General features: G+C 39.8%; 22 protein-coding genes, 2 pseudogenes and 1 riboswitch. Of the genes and pseudogenes, 13 read left to right on the plus strand and 11 right to left on the minus strand.

The genetic code is table 11. The features are described 5' to 3' along the window. The 5 genes from ACNO7B_RS01115 (at position 1) to ACNO7B_RS01135 (ending at position 5,084) form a co-directional block, all read left to right on the plus strand. Positions 1-1,491: a hypothetical protein gene (locus tag ACNO7B_RS01115; RefSeq protein ID WP_410685387.1), complete on the plus strand. Its 1,491-nt coding sequence runs from the start codon at positions 1-3 to the stop codon at positions 1,489-1,491. Next, positions 1,481-2,089, plus strand: coding sequence for an ATP-binding cassette domain-containing protein (locus tag ACNO7B_RS01120; protein ID WP_051626190.1), 609 nt, complete (start codon positions 1,481-1,483; stop codon positions 2,087-2,089). The genes ACNO7B_RS01115 and ACNO7B_RS01120 overlap by 11 nt, the downstream gene beginning before the upstream one ends. Beyond that, on the plus strand, positions 2,067-2,582 hold the full coding sequence (locus ACNO7B_RS01125; RefSeq protein ID WP_017366500.1) for a stage II sporulation protein M: 516 nt from the start codon (positions 2,067-2,069) through the stop codon (positions 2,580-2,582). The genes ACNO7B_RS01120 and ACNO7B_RS01125 overlap by 23 nt, the downstream gene beginning before the upstream one ends. 30 nt (positions 2,583-2,612) lie before the next feature. Continuing rightward, entirely contained in the window at positions 2,613-3,122 is a 510-nt protein-coding gene (locus ACNO7B_RS01130; protein WP_017366501.1) for a hypothetical protein, read from the plus strand. A 573-nt stretch (positions 3,123-3,695) separates the two neighbouring features. Next, positions 3,696-5,084: an amino acid permease gene (locus ACNO7B_RS01135; protein ID WP_039169359.1), complete on the plus strand. Its 1,389-nt coding sequence runs from the start codon at positions 3,696-3,698 to the stop codon at positions 5,082-5,084. Between the two features lie 40 nt (positions 5,085-5,124). On the opposite strand, the gene ACNO7B_RS01140 is transcribed toward ACNO7B_RS01135, so the two are convergent. From ACNO7B_RS01140 to fabF, 7 genes and pseudogenes are all read right to left on the minus strand, one after another. Beyond that, the gene (locus ACNO7B_RS01140) at positions 5,125-6,006 is read right to left on the minus strand and encodes a glycerophosphodiester phosphodiesterase (RefSeq protein ID WP_065459717.1); all 882 of its coding nucleotides are present in this window, start codon (positions 6,004-6,006) and stop codon (positions 5,125-5,127) included. A 92-nt stretch (positions 6,007-6,098) separates the two neighbouring features. Continuing rightward, positions 6,099-7,433 carry a glycerol-3-phosphate transporter gene (glpT, locus tag ACNO7B_RS01145; protein ID WP_008343899.1) on the minus strand — a complete coding sequence of 445 codons (1,335 nt, stop codon included), beginning with the start codon at positions 7,431-7,433 and terminating at the stop codon, positions 6,099-6,101. Between the two features lie 218 nt (positions 7,434-7,651). Further along, a complete protein-coding gene (locus ACNO7B_RS01150; protein ID WP_008359353.1) occupies positions 7,652-8,422 on the minus strand; it encodes a SurA N-terminal domain-containing protein in 771 nt (256 codons plus the stop codon). A gap of 152 nt (positions 8,423-8,574) precedes the next feature. Continuing rightward, entirely contained in the window at positions 8,575-10,062 is a 1,488-nt protein-coding gene (locus ACNO7B_RS01155) for a thioredoxin domain-containing protein (protein ID WP_410685440.1), read from the minus strand. A 132-nt stretch (positions 10,063-10,194) separates the two neighbouring features. Further along, positions 10,195-10,638: pseudogene (locus tag ACNO7B_RS01160) on the minus strand (thioredoxin domain-containing protein); the annotation flags it as partial. Beyond that, a complete protein-coding gene (locus ACNO7B_RS01165) occupies positions 10,601-10,774 on the minus strand; it encodes a hypothetical protein (protein ID WP_196768955.1) in 174 nt (57 codons plus the stop codon). The pseudogene ACNO7B_RS01160 and the gene ACNO7B_RS01165, both read right to left, overlap by 38 nt. A 20-nt stretch (positions 10,775-10,794) precedes the next feature. Continuing rightward, on the minus strand, positions 10,795-12,027 hold the full coding sequence (fabF, locus tag ACNO7B_RS01170; protein ID WP_099496265.1) for a beta-ketoacyl-ACP synthase II: 1,233 nt from the start codon (positions 12,025-12,027) through the stop codon (positions 10,795-10,797). A gap of 103 nt (positions 12,028-12,130) precedes the next feature. Here fabF and ACNO7B_RS01175 point away from each other — a divergent pair, with 103 nt between their 5' ends. Further along, entirely contained in the window at positions 12,131-12,967 is an 837-nt protein-coding gene (locus ACNO7B_RS01175) for a helix-turn-helix transcriptional regulator (protein WP_410685388.1), read from the plus strand. Between the two features lie 68 nt (positions 12,968-13,035). Here the strand turns inward: ACNO7B_RS01175 and ACNO7B_RS01180 are convergent. Both ACNO7B_RS01180 and ACNO7B_RS01185 read right to left on the minus strand, forming a co-directional pair. After that, a pseudogene (locus ACNO7B_RS01180) lies at positions 13,036-13,160 on the minus strand (DUF255 domain-containing protein); the annotation flags it as partial. Between the two features lie 241 nt (positions 13,161-13,401). Further along, the gene (locus ACNO7B_RS01185) at positions 13,402-14,184 is read right to left on the minus strand and encodes a hypothetical protein (protein ID WP_410685389.1); all 783 of its coding nucleotides are present in this window, start codon (positions 14,182-14,184) and stop codon (positions 13,402-13,404) included. Positions 14,185-14,588: 404 nt separating this feature from the next. Here ACNO7B_RS01185 and ACNO7B_RS01190 point away from each other — a divergent pair, with 404 nt between their 5' ends. The 7 genes from ACNO7B_RS01190 to ACNO7B_RS01220 all read left to right on the plus strand — a co-directional run bounded on the left by ACNO7B_RS01190 (position 14,589) and on the right by ACNO7B_RS01220 (position 18,685). Then, positions 14,589-14,849, plus strand: coding sequence for a metal-sensitive transcriptional regulator (locus tag ACNO7B_RS01190; RefSeq protein WP_003217059.1), 261 nt, complete (start codon positions 14,589-14,591; stop codon positions 14,847-14,849). 125 nt (positions 14,850-14,974) lie between these two features. Further along, positions 14,975-15,457 carry a DsrE/DsrF/DrsH-like family protein gene (locus ACNO7B_RS01195; protein WP_035702998.1) on the plus strand — a complete coding sequence of 161 codons (483 nt, stop codon included), beginning with the start codon at positions 14,975-14,977 and terminating at the stop codon, positions 15,455-15,457. Between the two features lie 14 nt (positions 15,458-15,471). Continuing rightward, entirely contained in the window at positions 15,472-15,828 is a 357-nt protein-coding gene (locus tag ACNO7B_RS01200) for a rhodanese-like domain-containing protein (protein WP_017366511.1), read from the plus strand. Between the two features lie 53 nt (positions 15,829-15,881). Continuing rightward, positions 15,882-16,442 (plus strand): sulfurtransferase TusA family protein, encoded by a 561-nt coding sequence (locus ACNO7B_RS01205; RefSeq protein WP_024719146.1) that lies wholly within the window; start codon positions 15,882-15,884, stop codon positions 16,440-16,442. 15 nt (positions 16,443-16,457) lie between these two features. Then, positions 16,458-17,585: an MBL fold metallo-hydrolase gene (locus ACNO7B_RS01210; RefSeq protein ID WP_417901056.1), complete on the plus strand. Its 1,128-nt coding sequence runs from the start codon at positions 16,458-16,460 to the stop codon at positions 17,583-17,585. Between the two features lie 34 nt (positions 17,586-17,619). Beyond that, positions 17,620-17,850, plus strand: coding sequence for a sulfurtransferase TusA family protein (locus tag ACNO7B_RS01215; RefSeq protein WP_008343881.1), 231 nt, complete (start codon positions 17,620-17,622; stop codon positions 17,848-17,850). Between the two features lie 58 nt (positions 17,851-17,908). Beyond that, complete coding sequence (locus ACNO7B_RS01220; protein WP_138824945.1) at positions 17,909-18,685, plus strand: sulfite exporter TauE/SafE family protein; 777 nt, start codon at positions 17,909-17,911, stop codon at positions 18,683-18,685. A gap of 52 nt (positions 18,686-18,737) precedes the next feature. Here ACNO7B_RS01220 and ACNO7B_RS01225 read toward each other — a convergent pair whose 3' ends face one another. Then, positions 18,738-18,914, minus strand: a complete 177-nt coding sequence (locus ACNO7B_RS01225; protein WP_017358723.1) for a hypothetical protein — start codon at positions 18,912-18,914, stop codon at positions 18,738-18,740. A gap of 175 nt (positions 18,915-19,089) precedes the next feature. Beyond that, positions 19,090-20,523, minus strand: a complete 1,434-nt coding sequence (gene proS / locus ACNO7B_RS01230; protein ID WP_417901057.1) for a proline--tRNA ligase — start codon at positions 20,521-20,523, stop codon at positions 19,090-19,092. A 399-nt stretch (positions 20,524-20,922) separates the two neighbouring features. Next, a riboswitch (purine riboswitch) is annotated at positions 20,923-21,022 on the plus strand. Positions 21,023-21,026: the final 4 nt, after the last annotated feature.

The raw sequence follows: 21,026 nt of genomic DNA on the forward strand, positions 1-21,026 counted from the left end.
ATGAGATTAGCTTTACTATTTGAAAAAATGTATCTTAGGAAGAAAATAGATGAAGCATCATTACCACAATGGTTAGGTCATGCTACATATTTATTTCTATCTTTAAGATTTTTCATCATTTATCCTGCAATAGGCATAGGTTTATTTTTTGTTTTAAAAGCTCGTATATTAGACATGACCCTTATAAGTACGTTATGTTGCATCTTAGCAATTATAGATGCGAGAGATTTCCCTATAAAGAATTATTTGATTTACACGTTACATCAAAATGTAATTGTGGATAGTACAGAATCATTTAGAAAAATTTATCGGCATATTTATTTTTATTTTTTCGGTAAAACTGTCTTTAAATTCTCCTTGGTTTTTTTTGTGCCTATGTTTATGGTTGAGAATCAATTAAACATTATTTATTTTGTGTTATTAGTGATAATCATCATTATAACAGTGATGAACTTTTCTTCTTATCATTTTTATAGAAGCTACTTTCAAAAAGGTATTGGCCAAAATATACGGTTAGTCAAGCTCATTTTAGTATGTTTTACTGCGTATATCGTACTGTTAGCCATGTTCCATTATTTTAAATCGGAGATTATACAAGTCTATAATCATTTTCAATTTGATCTATTCAACATCTTGACTGAACTATTAATTACCTGTTTAGTTCTATTTATTTTGTCTATGGTGTTTCACCATCATAAGGTGTTTCGAAAAATTGGTAAAGAAGAATTAAATGCAAAGGAAACTGTTGTTCAGCATAAGGTGGGGTTTAAAAAGAGAGTATTCTTTAACAAAGATATCTTACTTATAAAAAGAACTTACTACAATAAACTCAGGTTTTTGAAATATTTATATGTCCTACAAGTATGTGCCTTAGCGATAGTTCCGGTATTGGTTAGTTTATTATTAAAAGGGAATGATTCCTATATTCTGTTATCCATCATATTTATCGCTGTGGCTTTCTCAAATTTTATAACAGATTATTTAAAAAAGGTGATTAGCCCTGATATTGAATTTTTTGCATTGCCACCAAATACTGCATGGAATATTTCTTTAAATGAAATCTTGGTTCAGAAAGTATATATCTATTTCATTTTATCTGGAATTCCAGTAATCTTTAGTGTCATAACTATGGTCATCTTACATATTCCTTATTCATTCATTACTGGCGTTGCTCTTTTAATTGTTTTTGTATTTATCAACATGGGGCTAGCTGCTACGATTGGTGCCATACTCTTTCCGAAAATAAATCCAGAAAGTGATTATGAAATAGGAAACTCAAGTAAGGCAGTCGTATTTGAAAATGTTTATTTGTACATAATCTCTATTTTGCTTTCCTTTATATTCATCATGGAAATTTTTAGTCTGGAGATGCCATTTCAATTAGGAAAGTACATAGTGACGTTAATCGTGATCCAAATTTCAATTCTCGTCGTCGCGATCTTGTATTTGAGAAATACCAAGGTGAAGGATGTAATGAAAAATGCAAATTAAGAAAGCATCTTTTAGTTATGGAAACAGTTTGATCTTTGAAAAGATCAATTTAGAGTTAATACCAGGCGAAATTGTTGCTGTAGTTGGTTCTAATGGCTCGGGTAAATCGACATTATTAAAATGTTTAGCTGGTATTTATGAGTTACATAGTGGTGATATCGTGAAAGAGGCCGAGGAAAATGTAGTGTTTGTGCCTGACGTACCTAGATCATATGAATATTTAACAGGATATGAATACCTTGTATTTATACAATCTGTTTCTAAGAAAAAAGATGTTGCAAAGATTCATAGTATTTTAAAGGACTATACTCTATATCCGAATAAGGATAAATTGATCAAACATTATTCTCACGGAATGAAACAAAAATTGGCGCTTTGTGCCGCACTCATCAATGAAGATATTCATTATTTATTATTAGATGAACCACTTACAGGTATTGATGAGAAAAGTCAAAAAGTGATCATTGAAAAATTTAAAGAACTTGCGAGCAAACAATGTTCGATTATATTCTCAACACATCAAATTGAAACATTAAGAGGGATATGTGATAAGGTTTTTTATTTAGAGGAGCAGTATGAAGAAATTGTTCATAAATAAAATTAAAGTTAGACTTTCAGCAGTCTCTACTCTATCATTTATACTCCTTCATGTAGTATTCGGTGTTATTGGTTTTATAATAACTAAAAAAGCACCCTCGGATGTCATGTATGTAGAGGATAGTGTGTTCCTTTATTTTACTAACAATTTTTTATACTGTATGGTTCTTGTCGTTGGTGTCGTTACAGCAGGCCTGCTCACCACCTTTCTCATCGCTTCAAATGCATATCTGCTTGGAGTGACAATGAAGGGAGCTCTATTGTTAGGGCATGATATAGGATACGTTCTTTATCATATTTTGCATGGAGTGATTGAACTTCCTGCAATTTATTTTTTCTTTAAAATCGGTATTTATCCAGTCAGTTTGTTTTTGAAATATTTCGTTTTTGATCACAGATTTGATTTTTGGAGAGATATTTATACAGTCATCCGATACTTTATTTATGGGACAGCTTTATTGTTATTAGCTGCAGTGGTTGAATTCTTATTATAGTGAACTTCTTTTGTTTATAGGGAGATGGACATGTTAAAAAAAGAAAAGCTTAATTTACTATTCATTTGGAGCGTCATTATATTCATTCATTTCATTGTATCGCTTTACATTACAGATGCTATTTCTGCCCCCTTATTAAAAAAATCATCTATCAATGTAGGGGAAAATACGGTGATTTTAATGACAATTATACTATTAATTTTAGCGTCATTAATAGATGTTGTGATTGTTTCTTTACTCATTCATATTAGCTCTGTCATGATGAACATTAGAGTAAATATGATGAAAAGCTTTTTCATTGCTAGTTTATTTAATCTCATTTTAAATGTAAACCAAGTGTTAGACACTATTGTGTTATCAAACGCAAATAATTTGACAGCAGAAAATTTCTCAACGAATATCTTCTTCAATCCGTTCTTTTATCTAGGTTTAGTTGTTGTTAGTCTGTGGTTAAGATATGTTGAGAAGAAACCAAATGTACAAATAATTGTGATTGCGGCTGTTATTTGTATATATAAATCTTTAACTGTATTTATTTAAATATACAAAAAAGGAGATTTAGTATATGTCGAATTCATCAAAAAAAAATAATAATTTAATCTTTTATATAGGTGTTGGAATGGTTATTCTACTTATAGCCTTTTTGAAGTTTAGTCATATTTCCGGTACGATGGAGGTCGTGTTGATATTAATCGGCTTAGTCTCCTTATTTACAATAAAGATTCTTACTAGAGAAAAAAAAGATAAAAAGCAGTAGAGTCTTTATTAAGCGTACGGTGTTTTAGAAATATTATGAGAATATGATTGAAGGGCATAGTCATTTGATTATGTCTTTTTGATTATCGTTGTTCGGTCTTTATTTAGTAGAAGAAGGTCGTGTTTTAAAAATATGTTTAGTTATAAAAGGTTCCTAACTTTTTATATGCAAATAACAAAATTTAAGGAATTTAAATATCTGAATATTATAATAACGGTGTTTTCCTCAAAAAAACAATTGTTTTTTAAGGGTAGATTTATTATGATAATATACATCGAAAGATTGAAGATTTTGAATCAGAATGAAAATTCTGATTTTTTATTTTTTATGTTGTTTGTTGATGAGGGGGAATAGAAGTGGCTCAAAAGGAATTAAAGAGAGGGTTAAGTGCTCGTCATATTCAAATGATTGCGCTTGGCGGCACAATTGGTGTTGGCTTATTTATGGGGTCAGCTAAAGCCATTCAGTGGACAGGTCCATCGGTTCTTCTAGCGTACGCAGTGTGTGGTATTTTTATCTTTTTTATTATGCGTGCGATGGGAGAAATGTTGTATCTTGAACCGAGTACGGGATCGTTTGCTACATTTGGGCATCAATATATTCATCCGCTTGCGGGGTATATGACAGCTTGGAGTAACTGGTTCCAGTGGGTCATTGTTGGGATGTCTGAAATTATCGCCGTAGGTGCTTATATGAAATATTGGTTCCCTGATTTACCAGCGTGGATTCCGGGATTAATCGCCATGATCATTTTAGGTGCGGCCAACTTAATTTCGGTTAAGTCATTCGGTGAGTTTGAATTCTGGTTTGCGATGATCAAGATTGTGACGATTATTTTAATGATCATTGCAGGTTTAGGCATTATTTTCTTTGGATTTGGCAATGGTGGAACAGCGATTGGTTTGTCTAACCTTTGGGCGCACGGCGGATTCTTTACAGGTGGATTTAGCGGTTTCTTGTTTGCATTGTCCCTAGTGATTGCTGCCTATCAAGGGGTAGAGCTTATTGGGATTACTGCAGGTGAGGCGCAAAATCCGCAAAAGACGCTGACAAATGCCATCAAAAGCATCATCTGGCGTATTTTGATTTTCTATATCGGTGCGATCTTTGTCATCGTGACGGTGTATCCGTGGGATCAGCTGAATACGCTCGGCAGTCCATTTGTGGCGACGTTTGCGAAAATTGGAATTACGGCAGCAGCAGGTATTATTAACTTTGTTGTCATTACAGCAGCGATGTCCGGCTGTAATAGTGGAATCTTCAGTGCGGGACGTATGCTTTATACATTAGGTGTGAATGGACAGGCGCCTGCTTTCTTTACAAAAATTTCGAAGAATGGTGTACCGTATTTTGGGACATTTGCTGTGCTGATTGGTTTAGCGGTTGGGGTGGTCTTAAATTACGTTTCTCCGCCAAATATTTTCGTTTATGTGTATAGTGCGAGCGTCCTTCCTGGTATGGTGCCTTGGTTTGTGATTTTAATTAGTCACATTGGCTTCAGAAAAGCGAAGGGGGCAGCGCTTGATCAGCATCCGTTTAAGCTACCGCTTGCGCCATTTTCTAACTATTTGACAATCGGATTCTTGCTGATGGTACTTGTGTTTATGCTGATTAATCAGGATACACGAATTTCTCTCATTGTGGCAATTGGGTTCTTGATTTTAGTGGCGCTTAGCTTTTTTGTATTTGGAATTGGTAAACGAAAACCGATTGAAACAGCTTCTTCTGATCAAACGGTGGAATAATCAAAAGCCTTGCGGAGTGGACCCGCAAGGCTTTTGTCGTTTACAGAGAAGCTTTGACACGCTGAAAGACATCTGGAAAGTTGGTGAAAAGACCGGTGACGCCGTATTGCAGAAGACGTGTCATGTCTGCTTCGCTGTTTACTGTATATGGGTGAAGGAGGAGTCCGTGGCTTCTGACCTGCTGTACATTTTCAAGTGTCAAAGCTCTAAAATTCGGTCCGACCCCCACTGCATACGATTTGATGAAGTCGAGCTGATCATCTGTAATAGACGTCATTTGCGCTCTATCTAATAGCTGTACTTTTGGAAGCCGAGGGGCGAGTTTCTGCAATTTTAATAGACTTTCTTGGCTGAAAGATTGGATGATGACCTGCCCTTTTCTCGTATGTTTTCCAAGAAGATGATGTTTCTTTAAGACGGCCAATAGTCTTTCTTCCATTTGTGGATAGATGTCTGGTTTTTTGGTTTCAATATAATAATTTTCTCGTTTACCGAAGTAGCGTAATACCTCATCTAATGTGAGGACTTGCTGTCCAATATAGTGGGCATTTTGTTTGTCGGGGTTGGCTTCGTTGAACCATGCACCGGCATCAAGCTGTTTGATTTCGGCAAGTGTGAGGTCTTTGACCCAGCCTGTTCCGTTTGTCGTCCGGTCAACCGTTTCATCGTGCATGACGATGAGGTGTCCATCCTTTGTCATTTGAAGGTCGAGTTCGAGGTAATCTGCATTCATCTTTGTGGCGAGCTTGTAGGAAGCCAGGGTATGCTCTGGGGCATACCCTGATGCTCCGCGGTGTGCAACGGTTAAAATGCGATCTGGAGATAAAAGATGTTCATGTGCCGATATGGTGGTCGGCACCCAACCAAAAGACAGTAAAGCAAAAGAGAGTAACACGAAAGCAAGTAATCTACTTTTCTTCATATTTTATCCTCCTTTTACGGTAACTGCCTCCATCATAAGAAATAGATGTAAAGGGCATGTTGGGCGGAGATGAATCTTTTATGTGATTTTCATTAAGCTTGCTCTACGCGCTTTCCTGTATTCCATGTCATGGCGAGGAACACAATCGCAAGGATACAAGAACCAACTAGTAAAATGAAGCCTCCTGTCCAGTCATAGTGATCGACGACGACACCCATCATGGCATTAGCAAAAGCAGAGCCACCAATATATCCAAAGAATCCTGTCAGCCCGGCAGCAGTGCCAGCGGCTTTTTTCGGAGCGAGGTCAATGGCTTGCAGTCCAATGAGCATGACGGGTCCGTAAATTAAAAACCCGATGCTGATGAGGGCAATGTTATCAACCATTGGATTGCCAGCAGGGTTTAACCAGTACACAAGAACCGCAATTAATACGCCGATCATAAAGAGGACGCCAGCAGGTGCGCGGCGGCTTCTAAAGAAGCGGTCACTAATCCACCCGCACAATAATGTACCAGGGATGCCTGCATATTCATAAAGGAAATAAGACCAGCGTGAATGCTCTGGTGAGAATCCTTTTGCTTCTGTTAAATAGGTAGGTGCCCAGTCTACGACCCCGTAACGGACAAAGTACACAAAGACGTTGGCAATGGCGATATACCAAAGGAATTTGTTGTTGAGTACATATTTAAACAAAATCTCTTTTACGGTTAATTCTTTTTCTTGATCTTCATATTGTTGTGCCGGATAGTCATTTCGGTATTCTTCAATTGGCGGAAGACCAGCGGATTGCGGGGTGTCCCGTACGAGAAGAATGATGACGAAGGAGACGATAATGGCGATGATGGCAGGGAAGAAAAAGATACTTTTCCACGTCGCAAACAAAACAATTCCTAATGTAATAAGCGGTGCAAGAATCCCCCCGCCGATATTGTGAGCGACGTTCCAAATGGACATTTTCGTTCCACGTTCACTCACCGAAAACCAATGCGCCATCGTTCGTCCGCATGGCGGCCACCCCATTCCTTGAAACCAGCCGTTTAAGAACATGAATAAAAACATGATCCATACACTGGATGTCACCCATGGAAATGAGACAAATAGAATATTGATAAGAGCTGATAGAAAAAGTCCAGCGGCTAAAAAGTATCTTGGGTTACACCGGTCTGAGATCATTCCCATAATGAATTTACTAAAGCCATAAGCAATTGAAACAGCCGCTAGTACAAAGCCTAATTCACTTTTTGTGAACCCCTCTTCCTGTAAATAAGGAATGGCAAATGCGAAATTTTTGCGCAACAAATAGTAGCCCGCATATCCGATAAAGATCCCCAAAAAGACTTGCAGCCGCAGCCGTTTATAGGTTTCGTCTGTTTTGGCATCATCGAGCCTGTCGATATGCGGGGCGGGTTTAAACCATTTGAACATAAACATCCTCCTCTTGTAGATATGACTGAAACAAAAGTACGAGGTCTGTCTTTGATCTTGTACTTTTTCAGAGACAAAAGAATTGATAACGCTTTCTTTTGTACTCCCATCATATCGGATGGAGAAGATGTTTATGATGAGGCTTTTGTCATTATTTTGGAAAAACCGTTCATGAAGTGATGAAAAAAATCCGCACAATGGCGGATTTTTAATAGTGGTTAAATCGATACATCAATTTTTGCAGATTTCTTTAGTTGATCAATTTCTTTTTGTACTTCTTTTTGCTTTTCTTGAGATTCTAACTGCTTCTTGATTTGTGATTTGACGTCTTTGAAATCAGGTGCTTTTTGTTTTTGTTTTTTCATTTGTTCGGCGTATTGGTCATAGTACGCTTTGACGTCTTTTTCAGACACAGAGGCTGATTTGATTTCTTTGTCGACATATTGGCTGTATTTGATGCTGTCGGCAATATCACTTTTCAGCTGATCCATTGTCAGTCCGCTCTTTTTGAGTGCTTCTTCAAATTGAGCATTGTCTTTAAATTGTTTCTTTTCTTCTTTTAGCTGCTTATCGACTTGCTTGTCAGAGGCTTTATAGCCCTTCTTCTCAGCATCTTGTAGGATGAGCTCTTGACCTACTAGCGCATCAATGGTTTGCTTCTTGACAGCTTTTGCGCCTTCTTTAGATGTTGGGTCTTGTCCTGACTGCTGAAGTTGACCTTGAATGGTTGATAGGGCGCTATTGTATTCACTGCCTGTGATTTTATCTTTGTTGACGGTCGCAACGACCTTTTGATCATCAATTTTTTGTGCGTCTAATTTCTTTTGCATCTCTTCCATTTGCTTTTGCTGCTCTTTTTGGTCAGCCTGTGTTGTTTCCTTGCTTTTTGCTGAATCGTTTTGCTTATCCTGTTTCGCATCGTTTGATGAGCAGGCTGCAAGCCCCACTGATAACAGACAAGCAATGAGTGTATATGATACTTTTTTCAATTATTTTCTCTCCCTTCGGTATGAGAACATCTAGTGCGCATTCTAACCGTTTTTTAGGAAAAATAAAACCGTACAGACAATTTGTTAGCGGATTGACATGTTTTTTATCTGTTTGTCCTCATTTTGTCTTCTCATAGTCATCATATGACAGCTTAAATTTGAAATAATTGTTCCATCGCTTCGTCGAGATTGGTGATCGGCTGGCGGCAACTGTAGTTCTCGCAAATATAGACTGTCATGCTGTCGTTGATCGTTTTGTAATTTTTTGCAAAAGGTGCGAGTTTTGCTAGTTCTTGCCCTGTTTCGGCAGTTAAAATGAGATCAAATGGCATGAATCGTTTTTGCAATGCTTGTAGAAGCTGTTCTTTTTGCGGATCGCCCTTTTTCCCGAGAATAATGATTTCTCGTTTTGCGGCATATTGGCTTAATAGTCCTTGTAAAAAAGCGGTATGTCCGCTTGGGTAGGAAGAGACATCGACGTAAAAGGCGCTGAACATCTTCTCTAGTGTTTCGATCCAGTCTTGACGTCCGATCATTCTGCTTAGTTTCAGAAGCTGTTGGAGTGCAGTGCTGTTACCAGACGGCATGGCCCCGTCGTATACTTCTTTTTCACGAACGATAAGCGCTTCTGCATCTGAGCCTGAGAAGAAAAAGCCCCCGATTTGCTCATCCCAAAATAGTTCAAACATATTTTCAGCAACGGCTTTGGCTTTTGTCAGCCAATCTAGGTCAAAGGTCGCTTCGTATAAAGACATATACGCTGTGAGCATGTGCGCATAATCCTCGATAAAGCCTAGATGCTTTACGTCCCCTTCCCTGTAGCGGACCATGAGCCGTTCCTGCTGGACGAGGTGTGTTTCGAGAAAAGACATCGCCTGTTTTGCCATGCGTATGGCCTCTTTTTCATGAAAGACACTCCCTGCTTTGGCAAGTGCGGAAATCATCAGCGCATTCCACGAGGTGAGTACCTTGTCATCGATTAGCGGTGCAGGTCGCTGCTGTCTTACAGTGAGTAAGATGTGTCGAGCGGATTGCAGTTTGGAATGAAGGGTTTTGTCGTCGATTGAATATGCTGCCTTGATGTCATCAAATGAGGTAGAAATGGTATGAGGGATGTTCTGTCCTTCAAAATTTCCTTCCTCTGTGATGTGGTAGACCGCACAAAATAAAGTGCCGAGGTCATCACCTAAATGGGTCATGATCTCCTTTTTTGTCCAAACGTAATATTGCCCTTCCTTTCCTTCTGAATCGGCATCGATTGCCGAATAAAAAGAGCCGTCACGATTCATCATGTCTCGTTTGATAAATTGAATGAGGTCCTGGACAAGCTTTTCGTACTCATGATGTTGAGTGATTTGATAGGCTTCGGTGTAGGCATCTATTAGCAAGGCGTTATCATACAGCATCTTTTCAAAATGCGGCACAAGCCATTTTTCATCTGTTGAATATCGAGTAAATCCAGAACCAATATGATCATAAATACCGCCGTTTGCCATGCCGTTTAACGTTTTTGTGACAGCATATAACGCATTTTCTTGCCCTGTCCATTCAAAATAACGCATGAGAAACGTGAGCATATGAGGCGCAGGAAATTTAGGCGCGGAGCCGAATCCGCCATACAGTGTATCAAAGCTGTTCATGAGCTGATAATAGGCTTTGTGAATTGCCTCTTGAGACAGCGTATTTTCTGTCTGCCCTGCTGCTTTAATCCTCAGATTATTTGTCGCTTTCTCTGCCAATGATTCAATATGATCTCGGTCGTTATGGTACGCATCCAGCAATTGTGTCAGTGCCTCGATGAAGCCAGGACGCCCATATGCACTTCTCTTTGGAAAATAAGTCCCCGCATAAAAAGGCTTTTGATCCGGCGTGACAAACACGTTCAGCGGCCAGCCGCCTTGCCCCGTCATCATCTGACAAACCGACATATACATAGAGTCGATGTCTGGACGCTCCTCACGATCGACTTTGATTGAAATGAAATGCTCGTTTAGGATGTCAGCGACTTGTTGATCTTCAAAGCTTTCGTGTGCCATGACGTGGCACCAGTGGCAAGTGGCATAGCCGATGCTGACAAGCACCGGTTTATTTTCACGTTTCGCTTTGTCGAAGGCTTCTTGTCCCCACGGGTACCAGTGAACTGGGTTGTGGGCGTGCTGAAGGAGATACGGGGATTTTTCATTGATGAGTGGGTTGGGTGTTTGGTTGTTTGGCATGGGTCACCTGCTCTTTCAATTTTTTAAGTATTTTCTTTTCTCCATTTAATATATCAGATTGCTGAGGCTCGTCATATTTTGTCTGTGAGGTATTCCCATCATAAAAAACAAGGGCTATAAACCCTTGTTTTGTCATTATTTCACCTTTTCATCACTTCAATCGTAATGTTTTAACAAGATGGCTGAATTATGTCCTCCAAAACCAAAAGAATTGGATAGCCCATATTTCAATGGAAGCTGTCTCGCTTCTAATACAACATCTAAATTGCAATCTGGATCTTGTTTCTCTACATTAATAGTTGGTGGAATCATTCCTCGTCTCAAACTTTCCACTAAAGCAATCGCTTCTACTCCGCCAGCAGCACCAAACATGTGCCCAGTCATTGACTTGTTCGCCGTTGTTGGAATTTCGCCTGAACGATCACCAAATAATTTCTTAATGGCTAGAACTTCTGAACGATCACCTACTTGTGTACTTGTTGCATGAGCACTAATAACATCGATTTCACTTGTTGATATATCTGCACTTCTCAATGCTTTCTTCATGGCTAAGTAGGCACCCCTACCTTCTGGGTGTGAAGCGACCATATGATGTGCATCTGAACTAGCCCCGTATCCCACTACTTCACATAATATCGGCGCATCTCTATGAATTGCGTTGTCTAATGATTCTAATACTAAGATACCTGCGCCTTCACTCATAACAAAGCCATCTCTATCTGTATCGAATGGTCGGCTGGCTCGACTTGGGTCTTGGTTTCTAGTAGATAGTGCATGTGCGTTTCCAAAGCTAGCCAAAGATATCTGATTGACGGCAGCTTCTGCTCCACCGGCAAATATAATATCTGCTTCATCGTTTCGGATCGCATTGAAAGCTTCACCAATAGAGGTGTTCCCAATAGAGCAAGCTGTGACCGGTGACAATGATGGCCCTTGTGCGCCCAATTTGATGCTGATTTGGGCCGCAGCTGCATTTGAAATCATCATGGGGACAAGGCTGGGGCTTACTCTCGAGGGACCTCGTTTGTCTAATACATGCACATTATCTACAAGCGATTGTATGCCTCCGATTCCTGAACCAACATATACGCCTAAACGTTCAAGATCTACTTGATCTAACTGTAATTGTGAATGTTCTAATGCTTGTTCGGCTGCTGCTAAGGCAAACTGACTAAAACGATCTAATCGTTTTGCTTCTTTTCTCCCTAATATTTCATCTGCATCGAAATCACGAACGATTCCAGCTATTTTTGTTTTATAATCAGTCGTATCAAAAGAATCAATGAGAGATATTCCTGATTGTCCTTTAACTAATTGATTCCAAAAGCTATCTATATCATTTCCAAGTGGAGAAATAACTCCCATTCCAGTAATGACAACTCTTTTCATGATCATTCCCTCCTTGTTTTTATTAACTTTAGCCATTGTGTTATCCTATTACAAGTTGTTGTTTATCCTAGTATAATGAATAATATTTTAAAAGGAGACCTTAATGAAACCTGAAACAAGACTTCAAGCATTATCAGAATTTCTAAAAAACCAACGTTCAAAAATCACGCCTCAAATGGTTGGTTTACCTGTAGGAACCCGCCGAAGAACACCAGGACTCAGAAGAGAAGAAGTGGCTCAACTAGCCGGTGTGAGTCTTACTTGGTATACATGGTTAGAGCAAGGCAGAGATATAAAAGTATCTACTTCGGTATTAGATGCGATTTCTAGTGCATTACAATTAAACAACGATGAAAGGAGATATTTGTACGCTTTAGCGTTAGAGGAAGGTGTGAAACAATCCTATATCATTGAGAATGAGAAGGAAATCAGTCCGGCTTTAGTGAAAATTCTGCAGGAACTTCGTTATTGTCCAACGATTATATCTGATAGAAGAAGTCAGATTGTTGGGTGGAATCAAGCTGCAGCTAATGTATTTTTGGACTTTGAACAAATCATCCCAGCAGAAAGAAATATCATCCGCTTACTATTCGCAAGAAAGGAATTTAAAAGTTTAGCCGTGAATTGGGAGCATTTTGTAAGAGGATATATCGCCATATTTAGAACGTATTATGGACAGTATGTGGCGGATGACTGGTATGAGCAATTTATAGAAGAAATGGAGCAGGCATATCCTGAGTTTCGTAAAATATGGAATGAAAATGAGATCAGTTATGCACCTGAAGTATTAATTGAATTTCGTCATGCTAAGGTAGGGAAAATGTTGTTTAATCTCACTTCATTACAAGTGTATGGGGCTACTGATTTAAGATGCAGTGTCTATACTCCAGTTGAGGATACTGAAACGGAGCTTAAGTTAAAACGTTTAATTGAAGGGTAGGTTTCGTTTGGATGAGGTTATTATGGCCATTAAATATAAAAGAGATCCTATGCCGTCAGTGAGAAGTGGGCATAACCGATGCTGATGAGCACGGGTTTATTTTCACGTTTGGCTTTGTCAAAGGGCTACTCCCACGGTTATAAGTGAACTGTTTGTGAGCGTGTTGAAGGAAGTATGTTGAATTTTCATTGATGAGTGGATTGGGATTAGTTGTTTGGTATGGGTCACCTTCTTTCTGATTATTATTTTATTCAAAGAAAGAGTTGGAAAACGTTCACTCAAAATAAACGTAAAATTTTACTATTAAAAAAAGAGCCATTTATATTTTGAAGCATGTCAAAATTATAGATGCATAATCAGATTTGATAAATTAACAATAGGCTTTAATACTCAAGAACAAAAAACATTTTACATTATAAACTGGTATCTATTTTTCATGAGATATCATCTGGATATCCATATGGATTAGAGATTGCAGAGAACCACCAATCCGATTTTGAACCAAGTTTTTGACCTATTTGTGTAAATAATTCGTTCGATTTATTTTTTGCATTATAATAGTTATCTATTGTGAATTTTTTTTTGAATTGGTGATTAAGCCTAATAATTTTTTTGAAATAAACATATCCTAAACCTCTAACTTCAAAATAATGTTTTATAAGTAACTCTTGTGCATTAAAATGATCTGTATGCCCTAAAAGTTCATATAGTTGAGTAAACATAAGGGGTCCTTGTATGTACTTGTCTACTTTATAAGAATTAATTTTAAGTTTTTTGCAAAGCTGAACATAGTCTAATAACAATGTATTGCAAAGAGCTATCTCTTTATCAATTGTCTTTTTATAGATAGTATCTGGTTCTTTATTAATCAGATTGAAATAATCCATGATTAATTCTGGTTTTGCATACTGTAAATTAGAACCTATTTTTTCTAATATCATTCTGAAAATCTTTTTTGGATTCTTTGATTGCAACCATAATAACTCTAATGGTTTTATCTCAATATTTCTAGCATGTACAAACTCCCCAATTATATAGTTCTCTATTTCAAAAATTACAGGAGAGTATAAATTCTGAAGAGATTCTTTATGATATTTTATATCTTCCCTTTTTCGGGAGAAATGATGTGAAAATAATTGGGCTGTAGAAGCAGCGCCAAATCCAGCAAAGATTGTTATAATTGTTTTAAGATCTAATTGTTCAAAAAAATTATCCACAACATCACCTATTTTTTGTTAATTATTTCGGTTCCTTTTTGGATAGAAAAAGTTATTTACATATTAGCAATCATCAGATGCCTTTTACGACGCTTCATTTTGTCGCAACTTTTATTAACCCTATCAAAGTAAAATTATACCATAAAAGCGTATTTTAACTACCCATTTTCTATATTATAGAGCAATAACGTGAACCTAATCTCATTTTTATTTCATATAGTGTGTTTCGCTCTTTATTCTATTTATAAGGTGAATATATACTCTATGAAAGAAGCTAGTGCGTAATGAGTAGAGTTGCTGGGATAATTATCTCATTAGCCTTTTATACTAATTCATCATGTTTGACTAAATACCTGTCAGGGTATACTATCTGATCATAGGGAAAAGAGAAAGGAGCGTTAAACGTGGAGTATAATCAGCAGATGAAGAATCGTCTTCGCCGGATTGAAGGGCAGATTAAAGGGGTTCTTGCGATGATGGAGCAGGGAAAGGATTGCCGCGAGGTGGTGACGCAGCTATCTGCATCACGCAATGCCATTGATCGTGCAATGGGTGTGATTGTGAGTACAAACCTTGAACAATGTGTCCGTGAAAGTCTTGAACAAGGCAAGGATACAGAGGGGCTTGTCAAAGAAGCGGTTGAGCTCTTGGTGAAAAGCCGGTAAGAAATTCCTCAGCCTTTGGAGGTTGACGAATTTTTTTACTTGTTATAATATACCCTTACCGGTATTTGTATATATTTTTTGTTTTCAATATACCCCCACGGGTAATGTATATAAGGAGGGTCATGATGGAGGAACAGAAAAAACGAACAACAATTGTTTTATTTAGTGGAGATTATGATAAAGCGATGGCCGCTTATATTATTGCAAATGGCGCAGCAGCTTATGATCACGAGGTGACGATTTTTCATACCTTTTGGGGGCTGAATGCCTTGCGTCAGGAAGAGATGGTGCCACTGAAGAAGGGATTTTTAGAAAAAATGTTTGGCAAAATGATGCCGCGCGGCGCTGATCGAATGGGGCTGTCAAAGATGAATTTTGCAGGAATGGGGCCGAAGATGATCAAGCATGTGATCAACAAACACAATGCCATGACCCTGCCGCAGCTCATTGATATGGCAAAGGAACAAGAGATCAACCTCGTGGCATGTACGATGACGATGGATCTCTTAGGGCTGCAGGAGAATGAATTACTAGCAGACATTCAATATGCCGGTGTGGCAGCGTATTTAGCAGAGGCTGAAATCGGGAATGTGAACTTATTTATCTAGGGGGGTGTCCATACATGATTCAAACGCTTTTGCTCATCATGGTGATCGCTTTGCTTGTGAGCCGTTTTCTTCCCGTACGGGGTGTGAAACAAATGGACGCAGCTCATCTGAAACCTAAATTGCATAGTCGGCATCAACAGCTGATAGACGTGCGATCACCATTAGAATTTCAAACAAACCATATAAAAGGCTTTCAAAATATCCCCTTACCACAGTTAAGGAATCGAGCGCATGAGCTTGAGAAAGACAAAGAAGTGTATGTGATCTGCCAAAGCGGGATGAGAAGTATGCAGGCGGCTAAATTGTTAAAAAAACAGGGATTTACCCACATTACGAATATCAAGGGTGGCATGAATGCTTGGCGATTATAGGTATAAATAGGCTTTGGAACATACCCCCACCCCTATAAAAAGGAGGAAAAACAATGCAGCAACCAACAGCAATTCTAGATGCAAAAGGATTGGCATGCCCAATGCCCATTGTCAAAACGAAAAAACAAATGAATGAGCTCTTGCCAGGAGATGTGCTTGAAGTGCAAGCAACCGATAAAGGGTCTACAGCGGATTTAGCGGCTTGGTCAAAAAGCGCCGGTCATGAATTTTTAGGAACAAAAGTAGAAGGACAGGTGCTTCATCATTTGATTCGTAAAGGCGGAGCGAAACAGGAGGAGGAGCAGTCAATGATTTCGGAAATGTCGTTGAACATGTTTCAACAGAAGGTAAAAGAAGATCAGTCATTGTTTATTTTAGATGTACGAGAGCCAGATGAATACGAAGCGGGCCATATTCCAGGAGCTGTTCACATCCCTCTTGGCGAGGTGGAACAACGTGCTGAAGAATTGAACCGAGAGACGCTCATTTACCTCATCTGTCATTCAGGCAGAAGAAGTGAATTAGCCGCACAAAAGTTAAAAGAAAAAGGATTCCATCAATTGATCAATGTAGTGCCAGGCATGAACAGCTGGACAGGAGAGATTGAAAAATAGGAGCTGAATGAAACGATGACTGTAAAAGCAATGACAGCAGAACAGTTAACAAAAAAGATCATCAACAAAGAGCCGATCTTTTTGTTGGATGTACGAAACGAATCAGATGTGCAGGACTGGAAAATTGAAGGGAAAGCCGTTGAATATTTAAATGTGCCTTACTTTGAGCTTCTTGATGGCGTAGAGGATATGGTGGAGAACATACCGGATGACCTAGATGTACTGGTCGTTTGTGCGAAAGAGGGCTCTTCTATTATGGTGGCAGAGATGCTGTCAGAGGCAGGCAGAACGATCCATTATTTGCAAGGCGGCATGAAGGCATGGAGTGAGCATTTAGAGCCAGTGAAGATCGGTGATTTAACTGGCGGTGGAGAGTTGTACCAATTTGTGCGAATGGGCAAGGGGTGCTTGTCCTATATGATCATGTCGAATGGGGAAGCTGCGATTATTGATGCGGCTAGAATGACGGAGGTCTATACGCAATTTGCTAAAAAACATCAAGTCACAGTGACGCATGTGTTTGATACGCACCTTCATGCGGACCATATATCTGGCGGGAAAAAGCTGTCTGAACAGACTGGGGCCACCTACTGGCTACCGCCAAAAGACGCCGAAGAGGTGACGTTTTCGTACAATCACCTTGAAGAAGGGCAGCGTGTGACGATTGGAGCGACGGAGATTGATATTCATGCCCTATATTCACCGGGCCATACGATTGGTTCAACCTCTTTTATCGTAGACGGCCGTTACCTCCTTTCAGGTGATATTTTGTTCATTGATTCGATCGGACGACCTGATCTAGCCGGTATGGCGGAGGACTGGGTAGGTGATTTGAGAGAAACCCTTTATACACGATATACGGCGCTTTCGGCAGAATTGATTGTGCTACCTGCACATTTTATGATCGTGGAGGAGCTTAATGAAGACGGCAGCGTTTGGAAGGAGCTAGGCGCTTTGTTTGAAGAAAATCACGGGCTGAACATTGAAGATGAAGACGTATTTAGACAAATGGTCACGCAGGATCTCCCTGCACAGCCAAACGCTTATCAAGACATTCGGTCTACCAATATGGGGAAGCTGAATCCAGACGAGGAAGCACAGAGAGACATGGAAATTGGTCCAAACCGTTGTGCGATTCGATAATGTTCAATAAAATAAAGAAGCGAGGGATGATCAGATGACATCAGATCACATTTTAGACGTAACCGGGCTTGCATGCCCGATGCCAATTATTCGGACGAAGAAAAAAATGAACGACTTGGCAGAAGGTCAAGTATTAGAAATACATGCAACAGATAAAGGAGCTAAAGCTGATTTGGCTGCATGGGCTAAGTCAAGCGGACATGAATTGATCACGCAGACGGATGAAGGACATGTGCTGAAGTTCTGGGTGAGAAAAGGGTCCTAAAGGGGAGAGGGGTATCTATGAGGGAGCCCCTTTTCCTTTTGCAAAGGAGGAGACCAGCGTGGATTTTGCATTTTTCATTACTTTATTTATCATTGGATTTATTGGTTCCTTCTTATCAGGAATGGTTGGAATAGGAGGATCGGTGATCAACTATCCCATGCTGCTTTATATCCCGCCTCTAGTCGGAGTGATGGCATTATCGGCACACGAGGTTTCAGGGATTGGTGCCATTCAAGTACTATTTTCGACACTCGGCGGTGTGCTGGCGTATCGAAAAAGCGGATTTTTACATCGACCATTGATTTTATATATGGGGAGCAGTATATTGGCAGGGAGTTTATTAGGCAGCTATTTATCAAATTTCCTTCCAGAGAAAGGCATCAATGTAGTCTATGGTCTTCTTGCCATTGTCGCTGTCATTTTAATGCTTGTTCCGAAAAAAGGTCAGCGGGCAGAAGCGGATGGAGAGGCGACCTTTCATAAAGGACTGGCGGCTGGTATTGCCTTTGTGATCGGAAGTGTATCGGGTGTATTAGGTGCAGGCGGTGCCTTTATTTTAGTGCCGGTGATGCTATCAATTCTCAAAATCCCTGTGCGGATGACGATTGCCTCGTCTCTGGCCATTACGTTTCTCTCTGCGATCGGCGCATCTGCTGGGAAAGTGCTGACGGGTCAAGTCATGTTCATGCCTGCTCTTGTCTTAATGGCGGCCAGTTTGATTGCTGCGCCGATTGGGGCGAAAATTGGTCAGAAAATCAATGCCGTTTATTTGCAGTGGGCGCTTGCCGTGATGATTACAGCCACAGCGATCAAAATCTGGGTGGATTTATTATAAGAAAAAGACCAACAACTGAGAGCAAGGGCTCTTTTCCATGTGTTGGTCTTTTTTATTTCATGTCATCGTGCTCGATATACGTTTCAAGTGCAGGGTGGTACTCTTTTTGATAATGAAGATTGGGGCATGTTTTCACGACTTTGCCTTGCAAGGCATTGGACTTCGAGACATCTAATGCTGTTTTACATTTTGGACAACGTTCGTTAAATATTGAGAGCCAGCGCTTCATAGATCACCACTCCAGTTAAAGTCTTAAAAACCGATTATATTAATATGAATTATAGGGGATTGTGTGAATGAGGTCAATGGATATTTGGCTCTTTTTAACAAAAAAGAAGCATCGTATAAGATGCTTCAGCGTATAGACAAACCCTCGCATTCTTTGTCAACAATTTGAAATATGATTAGTAGGCTTTCGCCCAGAACACCATATCAGAAGCAGGTTTCCCGCAGCAGACACATGTGTCAGAAACGGATTCTTGTTCAAACGGGATACAGCGTGATGTCGCCCCTGTTCTCTCTTTGATGTCGTTTTCGCAGTCTTCATCACCGCACCACATGGCTTTGATCAACCTGTTTTCTTCGGCAAGAAGCTGTTCGATGTCTTCGATTGTGTGGGCGTTTGATGTTTTTTCATGTAATCGTTCTTTTGCTTTTTCGTACATCGTCTGCTGAATGTCTTCAAGCGTGGACGTGATGGCTTGTTCAAGTGCATCTAACGTGATGGCTTGCTTTTCACCTGTGTCTCGTCTTGCGAGCATGACCTGGCCTTTTTCCATATCCTTTGGTCCCACTTCTACACGTAAAGGGATGCCCTGCATTTCACATTCGTTGAATTTCCAGCCAGGCTGTTTATCGCTTGCATCGATGTCAGCGCGTGCGATGCGGGCGAGTCGATCCTTTAATTCATAGGCATGATCGAGGACACCTTCTTTATGGGAAGCAATTGGCACAACACGTACTTGGATTGGTGCAATGTTTGGCGGCAGGACTAGTCCTCTGTCATCGCCATGTACCATGATCATAGCGCCAATGATTCTTGTGGTGAAGCCCCATGATGTTTGCTGGACATGCTCTAATTTTCCTTCTCGATTTAAAAATTCAATGCCAAACGCCTTGGCAAATCCGTTGCCGAAGAAGTGGGAAGTGGCGGTTTGCAGGGCTTTTCCGTCATGCATCAAGCTTTCAACCGTATAGGTGAAGCGGGCGCCAGCGAATTTTTCTTTCTCTGTTTTTCTTCCTTTAATGACAGGGATCGCTAGAAGCTCTTCACAAATAGACGCATAGATATGGAGCATTCTTTCTGTTTCTTCAATCGCTTCTTGCTCAGTCTCGTGACAAGTGTGCCCTTCCTGCCAGAGGAATTCAAGGGTTCTAAGAAATGGACGTGTTGTCTTTTCCCAGCGGACGACATTGGCCCATTGGTTATATAGCTTTGGTAAATCACGATAGGAGTGAATGATGTTTTTATAATGCTCAGCGAACAGCACCTCAGATGTTGGTCTGACGCAGAGTCTTTCTTGTAATTCCGAATCACCGCCATGTGTCACCCACGCCACTTCAGGAGCAAAGCCTTCGATATGATCCTTTTCTTGCTGGAGAAGGCTTTCTGGGATAAAGAGCGGCATATAGACATTCTCGTGACCTGTTTCTTTGATTTGACGATCAAGTTCGTCGCGAATATTTTCCCAAATTTTAAAACCGTATGGCTGAATGATCATACTGCCTCTAACGCTTGAATAATCGACGAGACGCGCCTTTGTGACAACATCTGTATACCACTGGGCAAAGTCGTCTTCCATGCTTGTAATTTTCTCAACAAATTGTTTCTTTGACATCGTCTTTTTCCTCCTTTTAAAAAAACAAAAAAGCTGTGCTTTAAGTTAGGGACCATTCCTGGTGGTACCACCCTAATTTAAAGCACAGCTTTACACTCGATCATGATAACGGTATGAACCGCTGTATGAAACAGAACTAAATCGGCAGGTTCACTTGAAGATGTCAGTAGGAACTTCTCAGCACCGTTCCCTCTCTGGTAAAGATCGATTCAAGCTACTATTCCAGATCTACGTTGATCCTTGTTCGTTGATTTTTCATCAGTTTACCTGTAAATGGGGGAGAAAGCAAGTTGGTCTGCAAGTTCATTTTATGCCTTTCTGAGGTCGTTTATGTTGAAGAGCCATTGGCAGATATTTTCTATTTTTGCAGCTTGCACGTTATGGAAGGCTATGCTAATATATTTGAAGAAAAAATAGACTTGTATAACCTCAATAATATGGTTTGAGGGTTTCTACCAGGATCCGATAAATCCTGATTACAAAAGCGCGCTTTCCTTTTTTGT

This window comes from Bacillus sp. AK25 (assembly GCF_048270685.1).
In the GTDB taxonomy this organism is placed as follows: domain Bacteria; phylum Bacillota; class Bacilli; order Bacillales; family Bacillaceae; genus Bacillus; species Bacillus altitudinis.

Excerpts from the sequence above, each read along its gene's own strand:
- fabF (WP_099496265.1), bottom strand. The coding sequence starts at position 12,027 with ATGAAAAGAGTTGTCATTACTGGAATGGGAGTTATTTCTCCACTTGGA.
- ACNO7B_RS01140 (WP_065459717.1), bottom strand. The coding sequence starts at position 6,006 with ATGAAGAAAAGTAGATTACTTGCTTTCGTGTTACTCTCTTTTGCTTTA.
- ACNO7B_RS01225 (WP_017358723.1), bottom strand. The coding sequence starts at position 18,914 with ATGAAGCGCTGGCTCTCAATATTTAACGAACGTTGTCCAAAATGTAAA.
- ACNO7B_RS01215 (WP_008343881.1), top strand. The coding sequence starts at position 17,620 with ATGACATCAGATCACATTTTAGACGTAACCGGGCTTGCATGCCCGATG.
- ACNO7B_RS01165 (WP_196768955.1), bottom strand. The coding sequence starts at position 10,774 with ATGACAAAACAAGGGTTTATAGCCCTTGTTTTTTATGATGGGAATACC.
- ACNO7B_RS01130 (WP_017366501.1), top strand. The coding sequence starts at position 2,613 with ATGTTAAAAAAAGAAAAGCTTAATTTACTATTCATTTGGAGCGTCATT.
- ACNO7B_RS01195 (WP_035702998.1), top strand. The coding sequence starts at position 14,975 with ATGGAGGAACAGAAAAAACGAACAACAATTGTTTTATTTAGTGGAGAT.
- ACNO7B_RS01175 (WP_410685388.1), top strand. The coding sequence starts at position 12,131 with ATGAAACCTGAAACAAGACTTCAAGCATTATCAGAATTTCTAAAAAAC.
- ACNO7B_RS01205 (WP_024719146.1), top strand. The coding sequence starts at position 15,882 with ATGCAGCAACCAACAGCAATTCTAGATGCAAAAGGATTGGCATGCCCA.
- ACNO7B_RS01120 (WP_051626190.1), top strand. The coding sequence starts at position 1,481 with ATGCAAATTAAGAAAGCATCTTTTAGTTATGGAAACAGTTTGATCTTT.
- ACNO7B_RS01115 (WP_410685387.1), top strand. The coding sequence starts at position 1 with ATGAGATTAGCTTTACTATTTGAAAAAATGTATCTTAGGAAGAAAATA.
- ACNO7B_RS01200 (WP_017366511.1), top strand. The coding sequence starts at position 15,472 with ATGATTCAAACGCTTTTGCTCATCATGGTGATCGCTTTGCTTGTGAGC.
- ACNO7B_RS01155 (WP_410685440.1), bottom strand. The coding sequence starts at position 10,062 with ATGAACAGCTTTGATACACTGTATGGCGGATTCGGCTCCGCGCCTAAA.
- glpT (WP_008343899.1), bottom strand. The coding sequence starts at position 7,433 with ATGTTCAAATGGTTTAAACCCGCCCCGCATATCGACAGGCTCGATGAT.
- ACNO7B_RS01125 (WP_017366500.1), top strand. The coding sequence starts at position 2,067 with ATGAAGAAATTGTTCATAAATAAAATTAAAGTTAGACTTTCAGCAGTC.
- proS (WP_417901057.1), bottom strand. The coding sequence starts at position 20,523 with ATGTCAAAGAAACAATTTGTTGAGAAAATTACAAGCATGGAAGACGAC.
- ACNO7B_RS01210 (WP_417901056.1), top strand. The coding sequence starts at position 16,458 with ATGACTGTAAAAGCAATGACAGCAGAACAGTTAACAAAAAAGATCATC.